The 20,553-nt window shown below is 62.1% G+C and carries 25 protein-coding genes, 1 tRNA gene and 1 pseudogene; 9 read left to right on the top strand and 18 right to left on the bottom strand.

Annotated features, from left to right (window positions below; all coding sequences use genetic code 11):
• The first annotated feature begins 103 nt into the window (after positions 1-103).
• The gene (locus FJ930_RS18670; RefSeq protein WP_006205209.1) at positions 104-595 is read left to right on the top strand and encodes an Lrp/AsnC family transcriptional regulator; all 492 of its coding nucleotides are present in this window, start codon (positions 104-106) and stop codon (positions 593-595) included.
• 12 nt (positions 596-607) lie between these two features.
• On the opposite strand, the gene FJ930_RS18665 is transcribed toward FJ930_RS18670, so the two are convergent.
• The 13 genes from FJ930_RS18665 to moaA all read right to left on the bottom strand — a co-directional run bounded on the left by FJ930_RS18665 (position 608) and on the right by moaA (position 10,336).
• Entirely contained in the window at positions 608-1,171 is a 564-nt protein-coding gene (locus FJ930_RS18665) for a DUF3299 domain-containing protein (RefSeq protein WP_141839629.1), read from the bottom strand.
• Between the two features lie 44 nt (positions 1,172-1,215).
• Positions 1,216-1,794: a GNAT family N-acetyltransferase gene (locus FJ930_RS18660; RefSeq protein ID WP_141839628.1), complete on the bottom strand. Its 579-nt coding sequence runs from the start codon at positions 1,792-1,794 to the stop codon at positions 1,216-1,218.
• Positions 1,754-2,458 (bottom strand): DNA alkylation repair protein, encoded by a 705-nt coding sequence (locus FJ930_RS18655; RefSeq protein WP_141839627.1) that lies wholly within the window; start codon positions 2,456-2,458, stop codon positions 1,754-1,756. Before FJ930_RS18655 ends, FJ930_RS18660 begins: the two co-directional genes overlap by 41 nt.
• Positions 2,459-2,464: 6 nt before the next feature.
• On the bottom strand, positions 2,465-3,334 hold the full coding sequence (locus FJ930_RS18650; protein ID WP_141839626.1) for an NAD(P)-dependent oxidoreductase: 870 nt from the start codon (positions 3,332-3,334) through the stop codon (positions 2,465-2,467).
• 137 nt (positions 3,335-3,471) lie between these two features.
• Positions 3,472-4,296: an ABC transporter permease gene (locus tag FJ930_RS18645; protein WP_141839625.1), complete on the bottom strand. Its 825-nt coding sequence runs from the start codon at positions 4,294-4,296 to the stop codon at positions 3,472-3,474.
• Positions 4,293-5,009 (bottom strand): ABC transporter permease, encoded by a 717-nt coding sequence (locus FJ930_RS18640; RefSeq protein WP_140739533.1) that lies wholly within the window; start codon positions 5,007-5,009, stop codon positions 4,293-4,295. Before FJ930_RS18640 ends, FJ930_RS18645 begins: the two co-directional genes overlap by 4 nt.
• A gap of 78 nt (positions 5,010-5,087) precedes the next feature.
• Positions 5,088-5,873, bottom strand: coding sequence for an ABC transporter substrate-binding protein (locus FJ930_RS18635; protein ID WP_140606937.1), 786 nt, complete (start codon positions 5,871-5,873; stop codon positions 5,088-5,090).
• Positions 5,874-6,019: 146 nt separating this feature from the next.
• Entirely contained in the window at positions 6,020-6,541 is a 522-nt protein-coding gene (mobB, locus tag FJ930_RS18630; RefSeq protein WP_141839624.1) for a molybdopterin-guanine dinucleotide biosynthesis protein B, read from the bottom strand.
• Positions 6,538-7,170, bottom strand: a complete 633-nt coding sequence (gene mobA, locus FJ930_RS18625; RefSeq protein WP_141839623.1) for a molybdenum cofactor guanylyltransferase MobA — start codon at positions 7,168-7,170, stop codon at positions 6,538-6,540. Before mobA ends, mobB begins: the two co-directional genes overlap by 4 nt.
• A 49-nt stretch (positions 7,171-7,219) precedes the next feature.
• Positions 7,220-8,140, bottom strand: a complete 921-nt coding sequence (locus FJ930_RS18620; protein ID WP_141839622.1) for a DMT family transporter — start codon at positions 8,138-8,140, stop codon at positions 7,220-7,222.
• Between the two features lie 174 nt (positions 8,141-8,314).
• The gene (locus FJ930_RS18615; protein WP_140739521.1) at positions 8,315-8,674 is read right to left on the bottom strand and encodes a hypothetical protein; all 360 of its coding nucleotides are present in this window, start codon (positions 8,672-8,674) and stop codon (positions 8,315-8,317) included.
• Between the two features lie 136 nt (positions 8,675-8,810).
• Positions 8,811-9,284 carry a hypothetical protein gene (locus FJ930_RS18610; protein WP_141839621.1) on the bottom strand — a complete coding sequence of 158 codons (474 nt, stop codon included), beginning with the start codon at positions 9,282-9,284 and terminating at the stop codon, positions 8,811-8,813.
• A 56-nt stretch (positions 9,285-9,340) separates the two neighbouring features.
• Entirely contained in the window at positions 9,341-10,336 is a 996-nt protein-coding gene (gene moaA, locus FJ930_RS18605) for a GTP 3',8-cyclase MoaA (RefSeq protein ID WP_141839695.1), read from the bottom strand.
• Between the two features lie 192 nt (positions 10,337-10,528).
• On the opposite strand from moaA, the gene FJ930_RS18600 reads away from it, so the two are divergent.
• Together FJ930_RS18600 and FJ930_RS18595 are read left to right on the top strand one after the other, a co-directional pair.
• A complete protein-coding gene (locus FJ930_RS18600) occupies positions 10,529-10,882 on the top strand; it encodes a DUF971 domain-containing protein (RefSeq protein ID WP_141839620.1) in 354 nt (117 codons plus the stop codon).
• A gap of 92 nt (positions 10,883-10,974) precedes the next feature.
• Complete coding sequence (locus FJ930_RS18595; RefSeq protein ID WP_141839619.1) at positions 10,975-11,586, top strand: pyridoxamine 5'-phosphate oxidase family protein; 612 nt, start codon at positions 10,975-10,977, stop codon at positions 11,584-11,586.
• A 23-nt stretch (positions 11,587-11,609) separates the two neighbouring features.
• On the opposite strand, the gene FJ930_RS18590 is transcribed toward FJ930_RS18595, so the two are convergent.
• Positions 11,610-12,062 (bottom strand): MarR family transcriptional regulator, encoded by a 453-nt coding sequence (locus FJ930_RS18590; protein ID WP_141839618.1) that lies wholly within the window; start codon positions 12,060-12,062, stop codon positions 11,610-11,612.
• A 47-nt stretch (positions 12,063-12,109) separates the two neighbouring features.
• Here FJ930_RS18590 and FJ930_RS18585 point away from each other — a divergent pair, with 47 nt between their 5' ends.
• Positions 12,110-13,015: an alpha/beta fold hydrolase gene (locus tag FJ930_RS18585; protein ID WP_141839617.1), complete on the top strand. Its 906-nt coding sequence runs from the start codon at positions 12,110-12,112 to the stop codon at positions 13,013-13,015.
• An 11-nt stretch (positions 13,016-13,026) separates the two neighbouring features.
• On the opposite strand, the gene FJ930_RS18580 is transcribed toward FJ930_RS18585, so the two are convergent.
• On the bottom strand, positions 13,027-13,422 hold the full coding sequence (locus FJ930_RS18580; protein WP_140739503.1) for a rhodanese-like domain-containing protein: 396 nt from the start codon (positions 13,420-13,422) through the stop codon (positions 13,027-13,029).
• 114 nt (positions 13,423-13,536) lie between these two features.
• On the opposite strand from FJ930_RS18580, the pseudogene FJ930_RS18575 reads away from it, so the two are divergent.
• A pseudogene (locus FJ930_RS18575) lies at positions 13,537-13,808 on the top strand (SDR family oxidoreductase); the annotation flags it as partial.
• 211 nt (positions 13,809-14,019) lie between these two features.
• Positions 14,020-15,900: a murein L,D-transpeptidase gene (locus FJ930_RS18570; protein WP_141839616.1), complete on the top strand. Its 1,881-nt coding sequence runs from the start codon at positions 14,020-14,022 to the stop codon at positions 15,898-15,900.
• 242 nt (positions 15,901-16,142) lie between these two features.
• On the opposite strand, the gene FJ930_RS18565 is transcribed toward FJ930_RS18570, so the two are convergent.
• From FJ930_RS18565 to FJ930_RS18555, 3 genes are all read right to left on the bottom strand, one after another.
• On the bottom strand, positions 16,143-16,400 hold the full coding sequence (locus FJ930_RS18565) for a PepSY domain-containing protein (protein WP_140606924.1): 258 nt from the start codon (positions 16,398-16,400) through the stop codon (positions 16,143-16,145).
• A gap of 148 nt (positions 16,401-16,548) precedes the next feature.
• A tRNA-Val gene (locus tag FJ930_RS18560) sits at positions 16,549-16,623 on the bottom strand.
• Positions 16,624-16,761: 138 nt separating this feature from the next.
• Complete coding sequence (locus tag FJ930_RS18555; RefSeq protein WP_141839615.1) at positions 16,762-17,442, bottom strand: phosphoglycolate phosphatase; 681 nt, start codon at positions 17,440-17,442, stop codon at positions 16,762-16,764.
• 253 nt (positions 17,443-17,695) lie between these two features.
• Here FJ930_RS18555 and rpiA point away from each other — a divergent pair, with 253 nt between their 5' ends.
• The 3 genes from rpiA to gor all read left to right on the top strand — a co-directional run bounded on the left by rpiA (position 17,696) and on the right by gor (position 20,543).
• The gene (gene rpiA / locus FJ930_RS18550; protein WP_141839614.1) at positions 17,696-18,427 is read left to right on the top strand and encodes a ribose-5-phosphate isomerase RpiA; all 732 of its coding nucleotides are present in this window, start codon (positions 17,696-17,698) and stop codon (positions 18,425-18,427) included.
• Positions 18,414-19,034: a DUF2059 domain-containing protein gene (locus tag FJ930_RS18545; RefSeq protein WP_141839613.1), complete on the top strand. Its 621-nt coding sequence runs from the start codon at positions 18,414-18,416 to the stop codon at positions 19,032-19,034. Before rpiA ends, FJ930_RS18545 begins: the two co-directional genes overlap by 14 nt.
• 120 nt (positions 19,035-19,154) lie before the next feature.
• Entirely contained in the window at positions 19,155-20,543 is a 1,389-nt protein-coding gene (gor, locus tag FJ930_RS18540) for a glutathione-disulfide reductase (RefSeq protein ID WP_141839612.1), read from the top strand.
• Positions 20,544-20,553 lie beyond the last annotated feature (10 nt).

Below are 20,553 nucleotides of genomic sequence, written 5' to 3'. Positions count from 1 at the left end.
TCCGCAAGAAATCACTCGCTTTCAAGCCGATCAGCAGAATTTCTTTCTTGTGAACGGCCTGAATAAAAGGGAATATAGCGAAACTATTCCCCAGGAGCCTCCGATGGACCGCCTTGACCGAAAAATTCTCCGCCTCTTGCAGGAGGACGCGACGCTCGCTGTTGCCGATGTCGCCAAGAAGGTCGGCCTGTCGACCACGCCTTGCTGGCGCCGCATCCAGAAACTCGAGGAGGAGGGCGTCATCAAGCGGCGCGTCGCCATTCTCGATCACGAGAAGGTCAATGTGCGCGTCACCGTCTTCGTGTCGATCCGCACCAATTCGCACAGCCACGAATGGCTGCGGCGGTTTTCCGAGGTCATCCAGGAATTTCCCGAGGTGGTCGAGTTCTATCGCATGAGCGGCGACGTCGACTATCTGCTGCGCGTCGTGGTGCCAGACATTGCTGCCTATGACGCGTTCTACAAGCGGCTGATCGCCAAGATCGAAATTCGCGACGTGTCGTCGTCCTTCGCCATGGAGCAGATCAAATACACCACCGAAATCCCGCTCGACTACATGGTGTTGGATAAGGAATCAGGCGCCAACGCTGCCTGAGCGTCGATCCGATCAGTTCTTCTTCTTGTTGAGGAATGTCCAAGGCGAGTTCACCGGCAGGGTGATTGTATCAGGCACGGTGTCGACACCGACCACCTCCGCCTTGCGGACGGTGTAACCGGACAGGATGACGCTGACGCCGTCGAGGATGAACAGCTGGCTTTTTTCCATGTCCGGCTTCAGGGCACCGGTGACGGCGACCGGCTGGTAAGCTTCCGACATCTTGTAGGGATGGGCGGGCGTAACCAGTACGATCTGGTTGGGCGGCGGCGTCGGCATGTGGCTGCATGCGCCCGTCCACGGCACTAACAGGAACTGATAGACGAGGTCGCCGTCGCGATCGACCGGCAATGCATAGCCGGCTAATTGTATGGTCTTGTCCTGCAGGCCAACGGACAGCGTCTCGCCGTGGTCGGGCAATTTTGCCGCGATCATCGGCAGGCCGGCATCTCCGGCAACCGCCTGGGTGGCCGGGCGCAAATCCTTCCAGAAGATGTGCATGGTCGCGGCCGAGGCGCCGGCAATGGAGAGAGACAGCGCCGCCGCGAGCGCTATGATCGACTTGAAACAGTTCATGGCCGCTTCCCTTGCGGGGAGTAAAGACGCCGAGGCCAACGGCGTCAATGCTCGAGCCGCATCACATATCGGCGAGATCCGGCCATGCCGGCCTCGCGGAAACCGCGAACAGCAAACATGTCGCGAAAACCCATGAACCGATAGCTCGGCGACGCTTCGTCCACCGGATAGGCCTCAACGATGCGCGCGCCATTGGCAAAGGCATGGTCAATGGCCGCATCGAGCAGGGCCGAAGCAAGGCCGCCGCGGCGCAACGCCCTTGGCACGTAGAAGCAGACGATCGACCAGACGCCCGTCTCGCTGTCGTCCTGCTGACTTGAAAGCTTGCGATAGGTCTCGCGCGGCGCGACCGAGCACCAGGCGACGGCCTTTCCGTCGATATGGGCGAGGATGCCGACCGGCGTGCCGGCGTCGATGAGCGCCATCATCCGACGTTTCTTCTCGTCGTTCTGGATATGCTCGCGACCGGCGTGTCGCCAGGCCATGCACCAGCAGTATTTCGGCGCACCGGGCTGCTCGAACAAGGTCTCGAAGCTGACGCGTGTTGCCGGTGTCACCTCGGTGAAACGGATATCGGCGTATTCAGATTTTTCTGGCGGCGAGGCGTTCGAGCGTCTTGGCATCTGACAGTTCCTTCGCGGCATCCTTGCCGACCCAACGCCTGGTCTTGTCGCTGGAAACCACAAGTTTCTGCGCCAGGGCGAGGGCAGGAGCATGCAACGTCACCGATCGCTTACCGATCTGCCGCAGCGCCCAATTGACCGCTTTCCTGACGAAATTGCGCTCATCGCCGGCATGGGCGTCGATCAATCGCAGATAAGGCAGGAACGTCGCGTCAGGTTCCTTCTTCAGATGCACAGCCGCCCATGCCAGCATCGCAAAGGCCGTGCGGCGGACGAATTCGCGCTCGTCGGCAGCGAACTCTTCGACCAGTTCACGCCAGAACGGCGTGTCCACGAACAGGTCCGAGACAGTGTCGACAACTTCCCAGGAATCGAAATCGCCGGCCCAGCGGCGGCATTCCTCAATGGTTATCTCCTTTGGCTCACCAGTGAAAGCCGCGATCAGCCGCGCTTCGCGAATGCCGCTGGCCCACAGCGCCAGGGACCGTTCGTGGTTGCGCTTCAGCTCGCGCGCCAAGGGCCGCAAATCCACATTGCCGACACCGAGCGCGGTCGCGGTGTTGATGCCGAACCGCGCCATGCCGCGGCGATTCTCCTCGGTGCCGATCGAGCGCAGATGCGCGACGATCTCCTGCGCGGTCCAGCCTGGAGCGGGCAGGGACATGATCGGCTACTTCTCCAGCCGCGCCAGCAGCGAGGACGTGTCCCAGCGCTTGCCGCCCATGGCCTGCACATCCTTGTAGAACTGGTCGACAAGGGCGGTCACCGGCAGCTTGGCGCCGTTGCGATCGGCTTCTGTCAGGCAAATGCCGAGATCCTTGCGCATCCAGTCGACGGCGAAACCGAAATCATATTTACCGGCATTCATGGTCTTGTGCCGGTTCTCCATCTGCCAGGAGCCGGCCGCGCCCTTGGAGATCACCTCGATCACCTTCTCGATGTCAAGACCGGCCTTCTTGCCGAAATGGATGCCTTCAGACAGTCCCTGCACCAGTCCGGCGATGCAGATCTGGTTGATCATCTTGGTGAGCTGGCCGGCGCCTGCCGACCCCATCAGCCCGACCATACGGGCGTAGGCGTCGATGACCGGCCTGGCCTTGTCGAAGGCAGCCTGGTCGCCACCGACCATGACCGTCAGCACGCCGTTCTCGGCGCCGGCCTGGCCACCGGAAACCGGCGCGTCGAGAAATGAGAATCCGCTCGATTGCGCGGCTTGTGCCAGTTCGCGCGCGACTTCTGCCGAAGCCGTCGTGTTGTCGATGAAGATGGAGCCTTTCTTCATCGCCTCGAAGGCGCCTTCGGGACCAGTCGTCACGGAGCGCAGATCGTCATCATTGCCGACACAGGAGAAGACGAAATCCTTGCCCTCGGCAGCCTGCGCCGGTGTCGCGGCAAAGCTGCCGCCATGTTGAGCGACCCATTGTTCGGCTTTCGCGCGTGTGCGGTTGTAGACGGTGACGTCGTGGCCGCCCTTGTTTTTCAGGTGTCCGGCCATGGGGTAGCCCATCACGCCAAGACCGAGAAATGCCACCGATGCCATGCTTTGTCCTTCCGACGGAATAGAGATTTCAGTTGCGGAAGCTCTAGGCCATGCGGCGAATTCGTCAAGGCGCGCGCTGCCGCATCGACTGGTGCGGGCCTAGGGCAGGCTGCCTGACGCGCGCAGCGTCGAATGTATCAGCGGTGCAGGTGAATCGTGATCCGGCGCTCGATCCATTCGACGCCATGGCGCAGGATCTCGACCATCACCAGGTAGACGATGGCGACCCAGACATAGGCCTGGAAATCGAAGGACTTGGCGTAGGCGAGCTTCGCGTTGCCCATCAGGTCGTAAACGGTGATGATGGCGACGATGGCCGAGGCCTTGATCATCAGAACCAGTTCATTGCCGTAGGGTCGCAACGCCACGATGAACGCTTGCGGCAGGATGACCTTGCGCAACGTCTGCAGCTTGTGCAGGCCGAGCGAGGCGGCGCCCTCCCACTGGCCCCTGGGCACGCTTTCGATGGCACCGCGCAGGATTTCGGCCTGGTAGGCGGCGGTGTTGAGCGCGAAGGCAAACACACCGCAGTTGAAGGCGTCGCGGAAGAACCACCACAGTCCGACGGATTCGAGCTGCACCCGGAAAGAGCCCACGCCGTAATAGACCAGATAGACCTGGACGAGCAGCGGCGTGCCGCGGAAGAAATAGACGTAACAGTAGGCGATGCCGGACAGGATCCGGTTCTTCGACATGCGGCCATAGGTGACGGGCAATGAAAGGATCGCGCCGACCACCATCGAAATCGACACGAGCGCCAGCGTGGTTCCCAGCCCTTGCAGATAGGCCGGCGCATACCTGGCGAAGAATTCGCCGTTCCAGGAATAGAAAAGATACGCAACGATACCGAGGCCGAAGAGAATCCACAGGCCGACAAGCGCATATCCCACGATGCGGGTGCGCGGCCAGCCGTGAGCCGGCGGTGGAGGCCGTTCGACCGCGATCGCTTCCGTGATACTCATCGTGCCTCCCTCCGCCCCAGCGAGCGCAAGATGAACCCGGTGGCGATCGACGACAGGATCGCCAGGACGAGGAAGACCAGCGCGGCGAAGCTATAGAAGAGGAACGAATGCTTGGTGACGCGCGCCGCCACGCCGGCGTTGCGCAAGGTCTCGGCGAGGTTGACCACCGAGACCAGGGCGGTGTCCTTGAGCAGGCTCAGCCAGCAATTCTCGAGACCGGGGAAGGCGATGCGCAGCAACTGGGGCAAGATCACCTTGCGCATGGTCAGCCACTTCGACAGTCCGATCGCATAACCACCCTCATACTGGCCCTTTGGAATGGCGCGAAAGGCCGAAAGGAATACCTCGCTGGCATAGGACGAAAAGATCAGCGAAAGCACGATCATGCCGGCGACGAAGCTGTCCACATCGATCGTCGCCTCGGGCTTGAAGAAGCGGATGATGTATTGCAGCAGGATCGGCATGCCGAAGAAGAACAGGAACAGCGTCACCAATTCCGGCAGGCCGCGAAACATGGTGGTGTAGATGTTGGCCGCCAGCCGCAGCGACGGTTCTTCGGACTGCTTGGCCCAGGCGACGAAAAAGCCGATCGTCAGGCCGATCGGCAGCGTTGCAAGGGCAAGCGCGATGGTGACCATCGCGCCATAGGCGATATCGTCACTCCAGCCATCGGGGCCCCAACTGAGAAGTGTCCAAATGCTTTGGGCCGGCATTTACGGGTCTTGTCTCCGTGGCGATCCCGGGATGAGTGAAGGGCGGCGAGGAATTCCTCACCGCCCTTAGCGCAATTATCAGGACTCGGCGCCGTAAACGTCGAACTTGAAGTACTTGTCGTTGATTTCCTTGTATTTTCCATTGGCGCGGATGGCGTCGATGGCGGCATTGAGCTTGTTGACCAGGTCGGTCTCGCCCTTGCGTACCGCAATGCCGGCGCCAGGTCCAAAAATCTCGACCGGTTGCGGCTTCGGTTGACCGAGGATCTTGCAGCAGGCGCCGTCAGGCGAATCCAGCCATTGCTGCAGAACCACGATATCGTCCTCGATAGCGTCAAGGCGTCCGTTGGCGAGATCGGCCTGCTCCTCGGGGCTGCTTGGATAACCCTTGACGGTGCTGTCGGTGTAGGTCTTCGAGGCATAGTTGAAGTGCGTGGTCGTGGTGGCGACACCGATCGTCTTGCCGGCGAGGTCTTCCTTGGTCACGCCTTTCAACGTGCTGTCCTTCGGCACTGCGAGGGCCGATGGCGTGTTGTAATATTTGTGCGAGAAGTCGACCTTCTGCTGGCGCTCCGGCGTGATCGACATCGAGGCGACGATGGCATCGAACTTGCCGGCCTGAAGCGCCGGGATGATGCCGTCCCAATCCTGGGCGACGAAGGTGCACTTGACCTTCATTTCATCGCAAAGCGCTTTGGCGATGTCGATGTCGAAGCCGACGAGTTGGCCATCAGCGGTGAGGTTGTTGAATGGAGGGTAGGCGCCTTCGGTGCCGATCCTCAGGGTCTTTTCCTGGGCCTGGGCTACGCCGAGCGTCAGCAGCGCAGCCGATGCGGCGAGCGCGATACGCAGTGCAATACGCATGATAGTCCTCTCTTTATGGTCCCGGCCGTCGTTCCGAAACGGCTCTGTGGGGCGGTGCTTTTGACCGCCCGCTGAGGCGATACTCCCACTCTTTCCAAGAAAAAAGCAACTGCAAAACCACCAAAATCGGTAATGCCGTTCTGCCGTTAGGTTACATCTGAAGCAACGAGACTGGTCGTGCGTTCGATGAAGTCGACTATCGATTTTACGTCATCGAGGTCGAATACCGGCAGGCGCTTGTCCGCAACGGCGAAATCCGCGGCGACCGCGATAATATTGGGATCACCCGCCGAAAGCGGCGTCCGGTCCTTCGCTTCCAGACGCCTCGTTTCGATCTTGCGGTGGGATTCGCGCTTATAGCCCTCGACCAGCACGATGTCGCATGGGGCAAGCCGTGCCAGAATATCGGTCAAGGAAGGTTCATTCTCGCCACGCAATTCGTGCATCAGCGCCCAGCGATTGCCGGATACGATCGCTACCTCGGTGGCGCCGGCCTGCCGATGGCGGAAGCTGTCCGCGCCGGGCTTGTCTATGTCGAAATCATGATGGGCATGCTTGACCGTCGAGACCTTCCAGCCGCGCCGCACAAGCTCGGCGACCAGCTTTTCGGTCAGTGTGGTCTTGCCGGAGTTTTTCCAGCCGGTGATGCCGAAGACGCGCATGTTCATGACGTCAAGCTCTGCAACAGACGCACGGCGTGGGCAAGGTCGTCCGGTACATTGATGTTGAAAAAGGGGTCGAGCGGCTGGCCGGCGGATTGCAGGACCGGAAAGTCCACCTCGACGTGGCCGTGCCGCTCGATAAAAGCCGAAACCCGCCTGTTGTCCTCATCGACCAGGAAATGCCGCAAGGCGTCGCGGCATCCGGTCGGCCACAGCGCGAAGGTCGGGTGTCGCCGGCCGGCCGAAGAGGCGACGGCGATCTTCCCGGGATACTTACCGGCTGCTGCCGCCAGGCGGTCGACGAGATCAAGCGGCAGGAAAGGCGTATCGCCGGCCGCGGTGACGATCGCCTTGCAAGGCGTGCTGGCAACGGCCCATTCAAGGCCAGCCAGGATTCCGGCAAGCGGTCCGGCAAAGCCTTCGACCGTGTCGGCAAGCACCGGCAGTCCGAACCGGGCAAAGCGCGCCGGGTCGCCATTGGCGCTCAGCGCCAGGCTTTCCATCTGCGGACCAAAGCGCGACAGGACCTGATCAAGCACGCAGCCGCTGCCAAGCGGCAACAGGCTCTTGTCGCCGCCTCCCATCCGCCTCGATTGGCCGCCAGCCAGAATGATCCCCGCGACATCTCGCTTCATGCCCCCAGCCTGTATGCCAGCCGGCGGAAATCGCAAGCAACTTCGAGGGCTAGATTCCATCCGGCGCCATGGCCGGTCCCGTGCTTTCAGCGACGATCCTTCGCCGGCCGACCACCCGCTCGCGATAAAGCGCATAGAGGCCCGAGCCGACGACGATGGTAGCGCCGGCGGTCATCGGCATGTCCGGTATGTCGCCGAAGACGATCAGGCCCAGCAGGATGGACCAGAGGAGCGCCGTATAGCGGAATGGCGCGATGAAGGAGATCTCACCCGAGCGCATCGCCATGATGATGAATTGGTAGCCGATGAGCACAAGAACGGCCGCCAGCGCCAGCAGCGCCGTGCTTTTGCCCGTCATCGGCGTCCAGCCGCCCATCGGCGACAGCAGCACCGCGCCGACGACGGTCATTGCGAGTGCGGTGGCGGTCGAGACCAGCATCGTCGGTACGGCTTGAGGAATGCGCTTGGTGGCGAGATCGCGCACGGTGCAGCATGCGACGCTGGCCAGCGCCACAAGGGAATAGACGCTGAAGCCATCGAAGCCCGGCCGCACGATGACCAGCACGCCGGCAAAACCGATGGCGATCGCCAGCCAGCGTCGCCAGCCGACGGCTTCGCCGAAGAATAGCGCGGCGCCCATTGTCACCGCCAGCGGCAGCGCCTGCAGAACGGCCGAGACACTGCCAATCGGCAAATGGGCAAGCGCAACGAGAAACGACACGGTGCCACCTGCTTCGCCGAGGACGCGGATTGCCACCAGCGGCTGCAGCATCAGGCGCGGCTGGAAGAGCGCGCCACGTCGCCAGGCCAACAGACCGACGAAAAGCGAAGCAAACGCCCCTCTGATGAGCATGACTTGCGCCATGTTCATCGATTGCGAAGAGTATTTGGTGATGGCGTCGTTGAGCGTGAAGCCAACCATCGCCACCATCATGAACAACGCGCCGCGAAGATTGGGAGAAAGAGGCAAGACATCTACCGGTTGCTTTGGCGCCAAGCCTGTAACAGCCTGCCAGGAAAGAGCAACGGCAAAGGACTGTACCAGGACAGGGGCGTCCACGCTCGTCGGCATGGAAGCATGTTCTGGATTGGCCGCAGTCGGGAGGCGGCTTCGCCTCCCGCAACCTGTCCGGCCATGACGATGCTATTTCTTCGGCGTCAGCACCTCGGTGCCATTGCCTTCCTTGCCGGCGATCGTCCACAGGCCATGCAGCGAGCCGTCCTCCTCGACCTTGTAGACGACGAGGCCGATATCCTTGTCCATGACGTACCCGGCGGAGAATGCATTGTCGTTGCGCATGCAGATGCCGTCGGAAGAAGAACCGCCGGTCTCCCAATGGATGGTGCAGGTGGTCCCGCTGGTGAGCGTGATGGTGGCTTCGCCGCCATAGGACGAGCCGTCGAAATTGGTGCCGGCGACGGTGTAGGTTCCACCGATCGACTGGGCAGTCGCCGGCAGGGCGGCGAGGCCGAGTATTGCGAACGAAACAAGAAGTTGGCGCATAAATGTGATCCCCCAAGAGCGATAACCGCTACAAGGGCGACGCTAGGCGGGAAAACACCGCCGGTAAATCAGATGGACATTCGCGAACAGAGATTTGTTTGCGGTGTGGCTAAAATGCTCTTGGTCCCAGCAGCGCTCATGGTCCCTTGAGACGGCCGGCGATGGCACCGGCCATCGGGTCATATTTCGACTTCAGGGCCGGCGGATAGTCGATCCAGACTGTGCGGATGACGCCATCGCGGCCGAACAGCCGCCGCTCATAAAAGATCTTACCATCCTTCCGGCCCGACAGCACAGCCCAGTCCTTGCCGGTCTTGCTGTAGGTTATCTTGTAGTCTTGCCCCTTGCTGGCTTTCTCGGCCGCAACGAACCCTTTCGGCGTGTCCTCGTCGATGTTGAGAATGCCGGAGCAGGTTAGGCTGGCGCCGTCAGCGCTCAGCCATACCTGCCCGTCGCCATTTTCCGGCTCGGGCTGACGATCGGTGAATATTTCGTCGGGAAAGGTGCAGACCGTGCCGAAGCGCTCGTTCACATAGGTGAAGGGGGCGGCAGTTGCGCTGCTTGCTGCAATTGCCGCGAAAGCCGCCATGATTGAGGAAAGCCGCCGCATGCATTGCCCCAAAGCCGATGACCGACAGGCGATCCTTGCACAAATCGGCGGCTGGGTCAGCCGCCCGTCACGCTCATATGCCGTGACACCGATGGGCGGCTGGTGCGGCGGTCGATGATGAAATCATGGCCTTTCGGCTTGCGGCCGATGGCTTCGTCGATTGCGTCGGCGACAAGTTCGTTGCCCTCGGACGCGCGCAACGGCGCGCGCAAATCGGCCGCATCCTCCTGGCCGAGGCACATATAGAGCGTGCCCGTGCAGGTCAGCCTGACCCGGTTGCAGCTCTCGCAGAAATTATGCGTCATCGGCGTGATGAAGCCGAGTTTTCCGCCGGTCTCGGCGACGTGGACGTAGCGGGCCGGGCCGCCGGTCTTGAAGGGAATGTCGGTCAGGGTGAACTCGCGCTCCAGAGAAGCGCGCAGCAGCGAGAGCGGCAGGTACTGGTCGGTGCGATCGGCGTCGATCTCGCCCATCGGCATGGTCTCGATGACGGTCAGGTCCATGCCGCGGCCATGCGCCCAGCGCATCATCCCGGGCAATTCGGCGTCGTTGAAATCCTTCAGCGCAACCGCGTTGAGCTTGACCTTCAGTCCGGCCGCCTGAGCGGCGTCGATCCCCTCCATGACCTTGCCGAGATGACCCCAGCGGGTGATCTGGTGGAACTTGTCGGCGTCGAGCGTGTCGAGCGAGACGTTAATGCGTCTGACGCCACAATCGGCAAGCTCAGCGGCGAAGCGCGACAGTTGCGAGCCGTTGGTGGTCAGCGTCAGCTCTTCCAGCGCCCCGCTGGCAAGATGGCGCGACAAATGGCGCACCAGGTGCATGATGTTCTTGCGCACCAGCGGTTCACCGCCAGTGAGGCGCAGCCTTCTGACACCCTTTTCGATGAAGACGGAGCAGAGCCGGTCCAGCTCTTCCAGCGACAGCAGGTCCTTCTTCGGCAGGAAGGCCATGTCCTCGGCCATGCAATAGGTGCAACGAAAATCGCAGCGGTCGGTGACCGACACTCTGAGATAACTGATCGTGCGACCGAAGGGGTCGATCATGTCCATGTTCGAACGTTCCGTGGCCATTACCGGCGTCGTTATATACGGCTATGTGATACGATCCAACCCGCCATTCAAGATAGCCGGCCTTGATCTTTGGTAACATTCCCCGACCGACATCGCGCGTCGGCACCCTCCAAGCCTTTTCGCACGGCAGGAAGCAGCGTAGGGAAGGGGCGATTTCAAGCAGGACCGATCATGACGGCGCCAAAAGAACTGAGGGTCTCCAAGGACCGCAAGCTGCTCACCGTAACGTTTCCCGGCCATCAGCCGTTCGAGCTGCCGGCGGAACTCCTGCGCGTGGCGTCGCCGTCGGCGGAGGTGCAGGGCCATTCACCGGATCAGCGGGTGACGGTTCCCGGCAAGCGCAATGTGGCCATCCTGAAGATCGAGCCGGTCGGCAACTATGCGGTGCGCATCACTTTCGACGATTTCCATGAAACGGGCATCTTCACCTGGAACTACCTGCACACGCTCGGGCACGAGAAAGATGAGCGCTGGAGTGCATACCTCACCGAACTTGCGGAAAAGGGCTTGAGCCGGGACCGCTGACCTCAGCGCCGAAATCAACTTCGGCGACCGGCTGTCGTCAAATCGTCATGGACGTGGCGTAGCGCCGGCAAAGGTTCGCGGGAGGGAAGAAGATGTCGGTCATTACGTCGGTCGAGCAGTTGGAGACGCTCTACGGACTGCCCGGCGAAGCCTCGCTGGTCAAGGAACTCGACCATGTCATCCCGGAATATGCCGCCTTCATCAACGCCTCGCCGTTCGTTGCTCTCTCGACCAGTGGGCCGGAGGGGCTGGACTGCTCGCCACGCGGCGATCTCGCCGGCTTCGTGCGTATCGTTGATACGAAAACGCTGATGATGCCGGACCGGCGCGGCAACAACCGCGCGGATTCGCTGAGGAACATCATCAGGGATCCGCGCGTTGGCCTGCTGTTCCTGGTGCCGGGCTCCGGCACGACGCTACGCATCAACGGCCGGGCGCATATCACCACCGATGCAGCACTTTGCGCGTCATTCACCGTGGACGGCAAGCCGGCGCGCTCGGTGACCGTCATCGATGTCGATACGGTCTACTTCCAGTGCGCCCGCGCAATCGTGCGGTCGCAATTGTGGAACCCGGCCAGGCATGTCGACCCGAAGTCGCTGCCGACGCCCGGACAGATCCTGGAAATCACCAGCCGCAGGAACATCGACGGCGAAACCTATGACAAGGAATGGCCGGAGCGGGCGAAAAAATCGATGTGGTAAGTGGATGCCTGGCCAAGAGACGGTCAGGCTTCCTTCAGCACCTCGGTGATCTTGCGCATCTGCTCGCCGATCATGTCGCATTGTTCCGGCGTCGACTGGCTCATCGCCTTTTCGATCAGCGCCATATGCACTTTCAGCGCCTGCATCAGCAGCGCTTCGCCGGCTTTGGTCAGGGCGAGGCGCAGGATTCGCTTGTCCTTCTCGTCGCCTTCGCGGCGCAGCAGGCCACGCGTTTCCAGCTGCGGCAACAGCATGGTGATGTTGGAGCGGCCGACGAGCAGCTTGCGGGCAAGGTCGTGCTGCGACATGCCGGGATGGCGGTAGAGGTTCATCAGCACGTCGAGTTGCGCCGGCTTCAGGTCGAGCGGCGCAAGTTTCACCGCCAGCGTGCGCTCCAGCACATGGCAGGCGCGCGCCACCGCGACCCAGTTGCGAAAACGCGGGTTGTCCCAGGGTAGCTCTTGTCTATTGTTCATCTTTGAACTATTATGTTCATGCTTGAACGTATGGATGGATTCTCACTATGGCATCATTCGGGCTGAAGGTCATCCGAGGTGTGTTTGGTGCGGCCGAACATATCGCGCCGCGTATCACCGGGCGCGCGGCTTTCGAACTGTTCTGCCGTACGCCAAGCACCAGGGCGCTCACCGACGGCGAGCGCCGCGCCATCGACCGGGCTGCCGGGTTCATGGCCGAAGCGCGCCATCATCGGCTGAAGACCGCGACCGGTTGCGTGATGGTGCATGAATTCCGGTCGGAGCCGGGCAGGGCTGCCGCAGGCACGGTGCTTGTCGTCCACGGCTGGCGATCGCGCACCGAATATATGCGCGCATTGATCGAGGGCTATCGCGCGGCCGGCTACAGGGTGGTTTCGCTTGACCTGCCTGGCCACGGCCAGTCGCAGGGCCGCAGACTGAACATGGTCAACGCGGTGGACGCGGTGCGGGTTGCCGGCGAGTGGTTTGGCCCCTTTGCCGCGGCAGTCGGTCATTCCTTCGGCGGTGCCGTCGCCGCCAATGCCATTGCTGGGTCCGTCAAGAACATCCAGCCGCTGGCGGCCGGACGTCTTGTGCTGATCGCGGCACCAAGCTCCTTGCCGGCGATCTTCGCCGACTTCAGCCGCATGCTCAATGTCGGCCCCCGCTCGCAGGTTGCCATGGCGGACCGCGTCGAACACCTTTCCGGCCGGCCGCTGCATGAATTCACCGGTGACCGCCAGCTCGCCCAGGCGCCCGTGCCGACCTTGGTCATCCACGCGCCTGACGACCGCGAGGTGCCGGCCGAACATGCAAGACGTTATGCCGGTGCCGGCCGCCATGTGCGGCTCCAGTGGGCCGAAGGGCTCGGCCATCGCCGCATTCTTGCGGACAGGGGCGTGGTTGAACACGCCGTCGCCTTCGTGGCCCGGGAGCCGTCGCGGCTCCACTGAGCAGCCTCGGATTATTTTTTCTTTTCGCCAGGCTCTACAGGCAGTCCAGCCGCCTTCCAGGCGGTGTAACCGCCAAGAATATGCTTGACCGGCGTGAGCCCCATGTCCTGTGCGGTCTTGGTGGCTAGTGCGGAGCGCCAGCCGCCGGCGCAGAAGAAGACAAAGCTTTTCCCCGAAGCGAAGAACGGCTTGTGGTAGGGACTTTCCGGATCGATCCAGAATTCCAGCATGCCACGGGTGACATGCTTGGCGCCGGGGATCCTGCCGTCGCGTTCGATCTCGCGAGGGTCGCGCAGGTCGACGAAGACGGTGCCTTCGTCCTCGAGCAATCCTGCCGCTTCCTCCGGCGAAACCACTTCGATCTCGGCGTTCGCCTCGTCGAGCAGTTCGCGATACCCTTTTTTCACGGTCGTCCCTCTCTTGCTGGCTGGTTCGAATTTCGAGCACAAGAGCCTGCGTTTGTCACGCTGCGTTGGTGCCAACCATCGTCTTCCATGCGGCCATCGCCCCGGCTGCGGTTCGCTAGCAGGGCGGCGCTGGTCGGCCTGACCAAGGCTCTGGCGCGAGACCTCGGTGCGCGCGGCATCACCGCCAATGTCATCCATCCGGACTCGACCGATACCGAAATGAACCCGGCGGACGGCCCCATGCCGAACACCAGCGCCAGGAGATGGCGACTCCGCGATTCGGCAAGGCCGAGGAGATCGCCGGCATGGTGGCGTGGCTCGCCGGTCCGGAAGGCCGTTTCGTCCCCGGCACCGCACCGACCATCGATGGCGGCGCCAACGCCTGAAGGCGCCTGGATCCCCGCGACTGGGGCGGAAATACCTCCGCTCCAGCCGTCACGACGTTGTGAAACCGTTCTGCAACAGCCCCGCCGAAATTTATGGAAGCTTAACCAAATCGGTATGAATCGGTATAGTCGCGCCTTACATCCGCCATGCGGTGAGCGAGACGGTCTAGCGTGCGGAACGGGAACCGGTTGCGACCGGAGCGGGTGATCCATGAAATTCGTTGGTAACAAAGCAACCGTGCTGCCGCTGATGGCGATGACGGCGACGCTTGCTTTCGGCGCGCCTCAGGCAGGCGCGCAAGGGCTCTTCGACATGCTGTTCGGCGGCGGCGTCAGACACCAGCCGCAGGGCGAGTTTCCGCCGCCACCGAAGCACAAGCCGAAAGCGCCGGGGAGCGGCGATGGCGGGGTAAAAATCAGCAGCCCGTCCTACTACACATACAAGGCCGACAAGCTGGTGCGCGTCGACTTCTCTAAACTGTCCTCAGCGCCACAGCCCGCGACACCCCAGGACGCCGCGTTCGTTCCATCCACCACGGGGGCCGCTTTTCACGACGCCATTGCCGGTCTCGGCGACTACGAACTCTATGCCGAACCCGACGTCGCCAAGGCGCTGATCGCGTACTATTCGGCCAACCCGGACTTCATCTGGGTGAGTGGAACCGGCCCCAACAACCGCGCCCAGGATGCGGTGCGGGTGCTCGGCGAGGCTGCAAGCTACGGCCTCACGCCCGCCGACTATACTGTCGACGTGCCTGCCGCGAGTTCGTCCTCGGCGGATGACGCGGCCAAGTTGAAGGAACTCCTCCGCTTCGAGATGGCGCTGTCGGCGCGCGTGTTGCGCTACGCGCATGACGCCCAGAGCGGCCGTGTCGAACCCAACCGGATGACCGGCTACTATGATTTCCCGGCCAAGCCGCTCGACATGGTCGGCGTGCTGAAGACGCTGGCGCATACGCAGGAAGTTCGCACGTATCTGGAATCGCGGCATCCGCAGAATGCCGAATATCAGGCGCTGCGTGTCGAACTGGAGTCCCTGCAGGCGAGCGAGGAAAACGAGATCGTCGTCGATCCAAAGCTGCTGCTGAAGCCCGGCGAAACCAGCCCCGAACTGCCGAAGCTGCTGTCGCTGATCGCGCGCAATCTCGATGACGAGATGGGCGGCACCTATGGAGAGCTGCTGTCGCGACTGGCGACCAGCGAGATCTACGTTCCCGAACTGGTGCCGCTGATCAAGGCGGTGCAGCAGAAGAAGGGCATGAAGGGCGACGGCGTCATCGGTCCGCGTACGGTCGCCCTGCTGGCTGGCACGTCGAAGGCCGACAGATTGCTCAAGGTGCAGGTGGCGCTGGAAGAACTGCGCTGGCTGCCGTCCGATCTCGGCAGCCCGCGCGTCTTCATCAACCAGCCAGCGTTCACCGCCAGCTACGTCGACAATGGCGAAGAGAAGCTGAAGACACGTGCCGTCGTCGGCCGGGTCACCAACCAGACGGCATTCTTCTACGACCAGATCAAGCAGGTCGACTTCCATCCCTATTGGGGTGTGCCGCAGTCGATCATCGTCAACGAAATGCTGCCCAGGTTGCGCAGCGATCCCGGCTATCTCGACCGCGCCGGGTATGAGGTGACCGATGCGCGCGGCAAGCACATTCCGTCCTCGGCGGTCGACTGGGGCGCTTATGGTGCGAACATTCCCTACAATGTGCGCCAGCAGCCAAGCGAGGCCAATGCGCTGGGTGAACTGAAGATCCTGTTCCCCAACAAGCATGCGATCTACATGCACGACACGCCGCAGAAATCGTTCTTCAAGCAGGATATGCGCGCGCTCAGCCATGGCTGCGTGCGCCTGCAGGATCCGCGCGGCATGGCGGCGGCGGTGCTCGGCACCTCGGTCGACTATGTCGCCGAGAAGCTGAAGCATGGGCACTCGACCGAGGATGTGACGCGCAAGATTCCGGTCTATGTCGCCTACTTCACCGCCTGGCCCGACATGTCCGGCAAGGTCGAGTATTTCAACGATGTCTACGACCGCGATTCCCGGCTGAAGCAGGCCCTGGACGCGACCGAGGCGGTGCGCTCGCCCTCGAGCTGATCAAAGCGTATTGCGCTTTGAGTTCTTGTTTTTGTGCATGTCGTTGTCCCAAAACCGTTGCGCACTTTTGGGCGACATGCGCTATCGCTCCGACAGCGGGCGCCGGAAGCCGGCGTCTCGGCCGGCGGAAAGGGCGGCATCATAGTCCAAGGATGAGCATTTCGCGGCGCGTCCGGGGATCCTCCACGGGCGCCCCGAGAACCGGGCATATCCATCCAATCCGAGGATATCTGCAGGCGGCCCTATTTGGGCTCGGCCGTCACCGGATCGTAGGTGATTTCGACCTTGGCCTTGTCCGAGGTATAATAGGTGACGGTGTAGGCGCCACTGTCCCAGTCGACTTCCTTCACGTAGCGAAACCCATCGCGCTGCTCGACCTTGGCGATGATCTCCGACAGTTTCTTGGCATTGGCCGGCGGCAGCGGCTTTTCATCCGCGGCCAGAGCCGGAGCGGCAGCGAGAAGAACGGCGACGCTGGTCGCCAGTAGAAATCTGGACATGGTTTTCCCTCAAGTTTCGACGGAAGGAAACTCGCTGGGGTTGTGGTTGGTTCCAGACGGATGCGGTGCGCGCCTGGCTATGGCAGCGCAGGCTGCAATTTGTCCAGCTTCGGCGCGAAGATAGAGCCGGATAACCATTTGGGAAAAATGGTGGGCGATGCAGGGATTGAACCTGCGACCCCACCCGTGTGAAGGGTGTGCTCTCCCGCTGAGCTAATCGCCCGCTCGTTGCCCGAAGGCCAAGCGAGCCGCGATATAAGGGAGGGCAGCCGGTTAAGTCAAGGCGGTGTCTGGTGTTCTCACAGGGATCGGTTTTTTCGCTCTTTCGGGTCAGTCCTGGTTAGTGCCGAGACCTATCCGCTCAGTGCCCTGCAGCGATCAGCCTTTGCGACAGATCGAGCGTCAGCGCGTCGAAATGCGAGATTACCGCCGAGGGTTCGAATTCGCGCACATGACGGTCGGTATAGCCGAAATCGACGGCGACGACGGGAATGCCGGCGGCCTTGGCGGTGTCGATATCGGTTTGCGAATCGCCGACCATCAGGGCGCGGTGTGGATCGCCGCCCGCCAGTCGGATGGTTTCGGTCAGATGGCGCGGGTCGGGTTTGCGGAACGCGAACGTATCCTGTCCGGCGATTGCCGCGAAATGTCTGGTCAAGCCGAGCGCCTCGATCAATGCCCGCGAGTTGGCTTCGTATTTGTTGGTGCAGATGGCCAGCAGATAGCCTGCGTTCTCGAAGCGAGCGATCGCATCGATGACACCGGGGTAGGGACGGGATTTGCCGGGAATGTTGTCGGTGTAGTGATCGAGGAACAGTTTCAGGAGCCGGTCATGCTCCGCGACATCAAGCGATCGCTGCTGCGCGGCGTGCGCCCGCTCTATCATGACGCGGCCGCCATGGCCAACAAAGCGTCTGAAGCCGGCCTCATCGACGGCCGCGAGTTCGCTGGCGGCCAGGCTGTGGTTGAGGCTGTCGAGCAGGTCCGGCGCCGTGTCAATCAGCGTTCCGTCGAGATCGAACACGATGATCGGGCGACTCATGATCCATCCTGCGCAAGGTTGTACATCGGCAGGCGATAGCGGCTGCGACGCGCCAAGGCAAGCAGACCGGTGGATAGCCGCCAAGGGCTTTGACCGAGCCTGCAAAAATGCTACGAGCCCAAAACACCAAAGCGCGTCGCGTCGAAACGGACCATACGGCGGGCTTTGGTTCTTTGTTCTATGCATGTCGTTTTCCCAAGATCGAGATCACTTTTGGGCGGCATGGGTCAGGGTTCCGGGGCAGCAAAGCGGCATGGATGCGAGGCAATTGAAGGTCGAGGCCGCGCGGGCGGCCCTTGCCCATGTCACGGACGGCATGCGGCTCGGCATAGGCACCGGCACCACCGCCGAGGAGTTCGTAAGGCTGCTTGCCGACAAGGTCGCCACCGGCATGAGGATAACAGGTGTGCCGACTTCGGAGCGCACCGCTTTGCTGTGCCGCGAGCTTGGCGTGCCATTGTCCACCCTCGAGGAAACGCCCGAGCTCGATCTCACCGTCGACGGCGCCGACGAGGTCGACCCGGAACTGACCCTGATCAAGGGCGGTGGCGGCGCGCTGTTGCGTGAGAAAATCGTGGCCGCGGCCTCGCGGCGCATGATCGTCATTGCCGACCAATCGAAAATGGTCGAGACCCTCGGCCGGTTTCCCCTGCCAATCGAAGTCAACCAGTTCGGCCTGCGCGCCACCGAGATCGCGGTGGCCGCCGCGGCTGGAAATCTCGGCCTTTCCGGTCCGGTTACATTGAGGATGACGGGAGGCCAGCCTTTTGTTACAGACGGCGGCCATTTTATCCTCGATGCATCTTTTGGCCGCATTCCGGATACAAGAGCGCTTTCGAATGCTCTCCACGCCATTCCGGGCGTGGTCGAGCATGGTCTTTTCATCGGGCTGGCGTCAGCGGCCATCATCGCCGGCGGCGACGGCATCCAAACCGTCCATGCCGCCCGAAAACCAGGGAGTTCTACCGACCATGATGTTGCATAACCGGGTTCGCGGCCTTTGCGCCGTTCTGGCGGCTTCGGCCGTCTTGGCCTTCTCCTCGCCGGCGTTTTCGCAGGATGTCACGGAATCGCACCTGAAGGCTGCCCGGGCAGCGGTCGCGGCGATCCATGCGACCGACTCCTTCGACAACATCCTGCCGCAGGCGGCGGCCGCCCTCGAATCGCAGCTCATCCAGAAGAATCCGGATATGCAGGAACTGATCGGCAAGACGGTCAACGAGAAGGCGATGGCACTGGCCTCGCGCCGCGCCGATCTCGAGAAGGAAGCGGCTCTTGCCTATGCGAAGGTGTTTTCCGAAAAGGAACTCAATGATATCGCGGCCTTCTACAGTTCCGAGTCCGGCAAGAAGCTGCTCGACAGCGGCCCGACCGTGACGCGTGATTTGGTCAAGGCTGCCGACATCTGGCAAAACGGCCTCGCCCGCGATCTCGCCCAGCAGGTCGGCGAGACCCTGGCAGCGGCTGCCAAGGCCGCGGCACCAGCCGCGCCCGCGCCTGCAAAAGGAGCCGCACCTGCCGACAATGCAGCCCCGGCAGATGGTACGGCACCCGCCGACGGTTCGGCTCCTGCCGACGATACGCAGAACTGACCTTGCATCTTCAAATGCGGCCTTGGCCGCCGTCTGTGAAGCCCGGCTTGTCCGGGCTTTTCTTTTGGCCGTTTGCGGCCTACCTGTCACTGACGTTTTCCGACGTCCAAGGAGCCGCTTATGGCCGGTTATGACTACGATCTCTTCGTTATCGGCGGCGGCTCGGGCGGGGTGCGTGCGGCGCGCATCGCCGCGGCACTTGGCAAGCGCGTCGGCATCGCCGAGGAATACCGTTTCGGCGGCACCTGCGTCATTCGCGGCTGTGTGCCGAAGAAACTCTATGTCTATGCTTCGCAATTCCCGGAGCATTTTGCCGACGCAGCCGGCTATGGCTGGACAGTGCCGGAAGCCAGTTTCGACTGGCAGACGCTGGTCGCCAACAAGGATCGCGAGATCAGCCGGCTGGAAGCGATCTACAAGAAGAATGTGCAAGGCGCCGGCGGCGAGCCCTTCCATTCACGGGCCATGATCGTCGATCCGCACGTGGTGCATCTTCTGGGCGAGGACCGCACCGTCACCGCCGACCAGATTCTGATCGCCACCGGCGGCCGCCCGGCGGCGCATCCGGCGCTGCCAGGCCACGAGCACTGCATCTTCTCCAACGAGGCTTTCGACCTCACGGCGCTGCCAAAGGCGATCATGATCGAAGGCGGCGGCTATATCGCGGTCGAGTTCGCCAACATCTTCCACGGCCTCGGCGTCGACACCACGCTGGTCTATCGCGGCAAGGAGATTCTCAGCCGCTTCGACATGGACCTGCGGCGCATGCTGCACGAGACGATGGAAAAAAAGGGGATAAGGATACTGTGCCATTCAGTGACAGAGTGGGTGCGCAAGCGGCCGGACGGCCGGCTCGACGCCCTTCTCACCAGCGGCAAGGTGCTAACGGTCGACCAGGTCATGCTGGCCATCGGGCGCGTCCCCAACACCGAGAATATGGGCCTCGAAGGCATCGGCCTCGAGATGACCGCGGTGGGCGCGATCAAGGTCGATGACTATTCCCGCACCAATATCGACAACATCTGGGCGATCGGCGATGTCACCAACCGCGTGCAGCTGACCCCGGTGGCGATCCATGAGGCGATGTGCTTCGTGGAGACGGCATTCAAGGACAACCCGACCGCGCCCGATCACCAGACGATTGCCACCGCCGTCTTCTCGCAGCCGGAGATTGGCACCGTGGGCCTGTCGGAAGACGAAGCCGTCAAGCGTTTCGCCAATATCGAGATCTATCGCGCCAGTTTCCGACCGATGCGGCACACGCTATCGGGCCGTGACGAGAAGATGCTGATCAAGCTGGTGGTCGATGGCGCCTCGCGCAAAGTGCTCGGCGCCCACATATTGGGGCCGGATGGGGGAGAGATGGCGCAACTGCTCGGCATTCCGCTGAAGGCAGGACTGACCAAGGATGATTTCGACCGGACCATGGCGGTACACCCGACCGCCGCGGAAGAACTCGTCACCATGTACAAGCCGACATACCGGGTGAAAGACGGCCAGCGCGTCTGATCTGTCGTCC

Source organism: Mesorhizobium sp. B2-4-15, assembly GCF_006658505.1.
In the GTDB taxonomy this organism is placed as follows: domain Bacteria; phylum Pseudomonadota; class Alphaproteobacteria; order Rhizobiales; family Rhizobiaceae; genus Mesorhizobium.
Note: the sequence above shows the minus strand (reverse complement) of the source record. Positions and strands in the feature narration are given on the sequence as shown.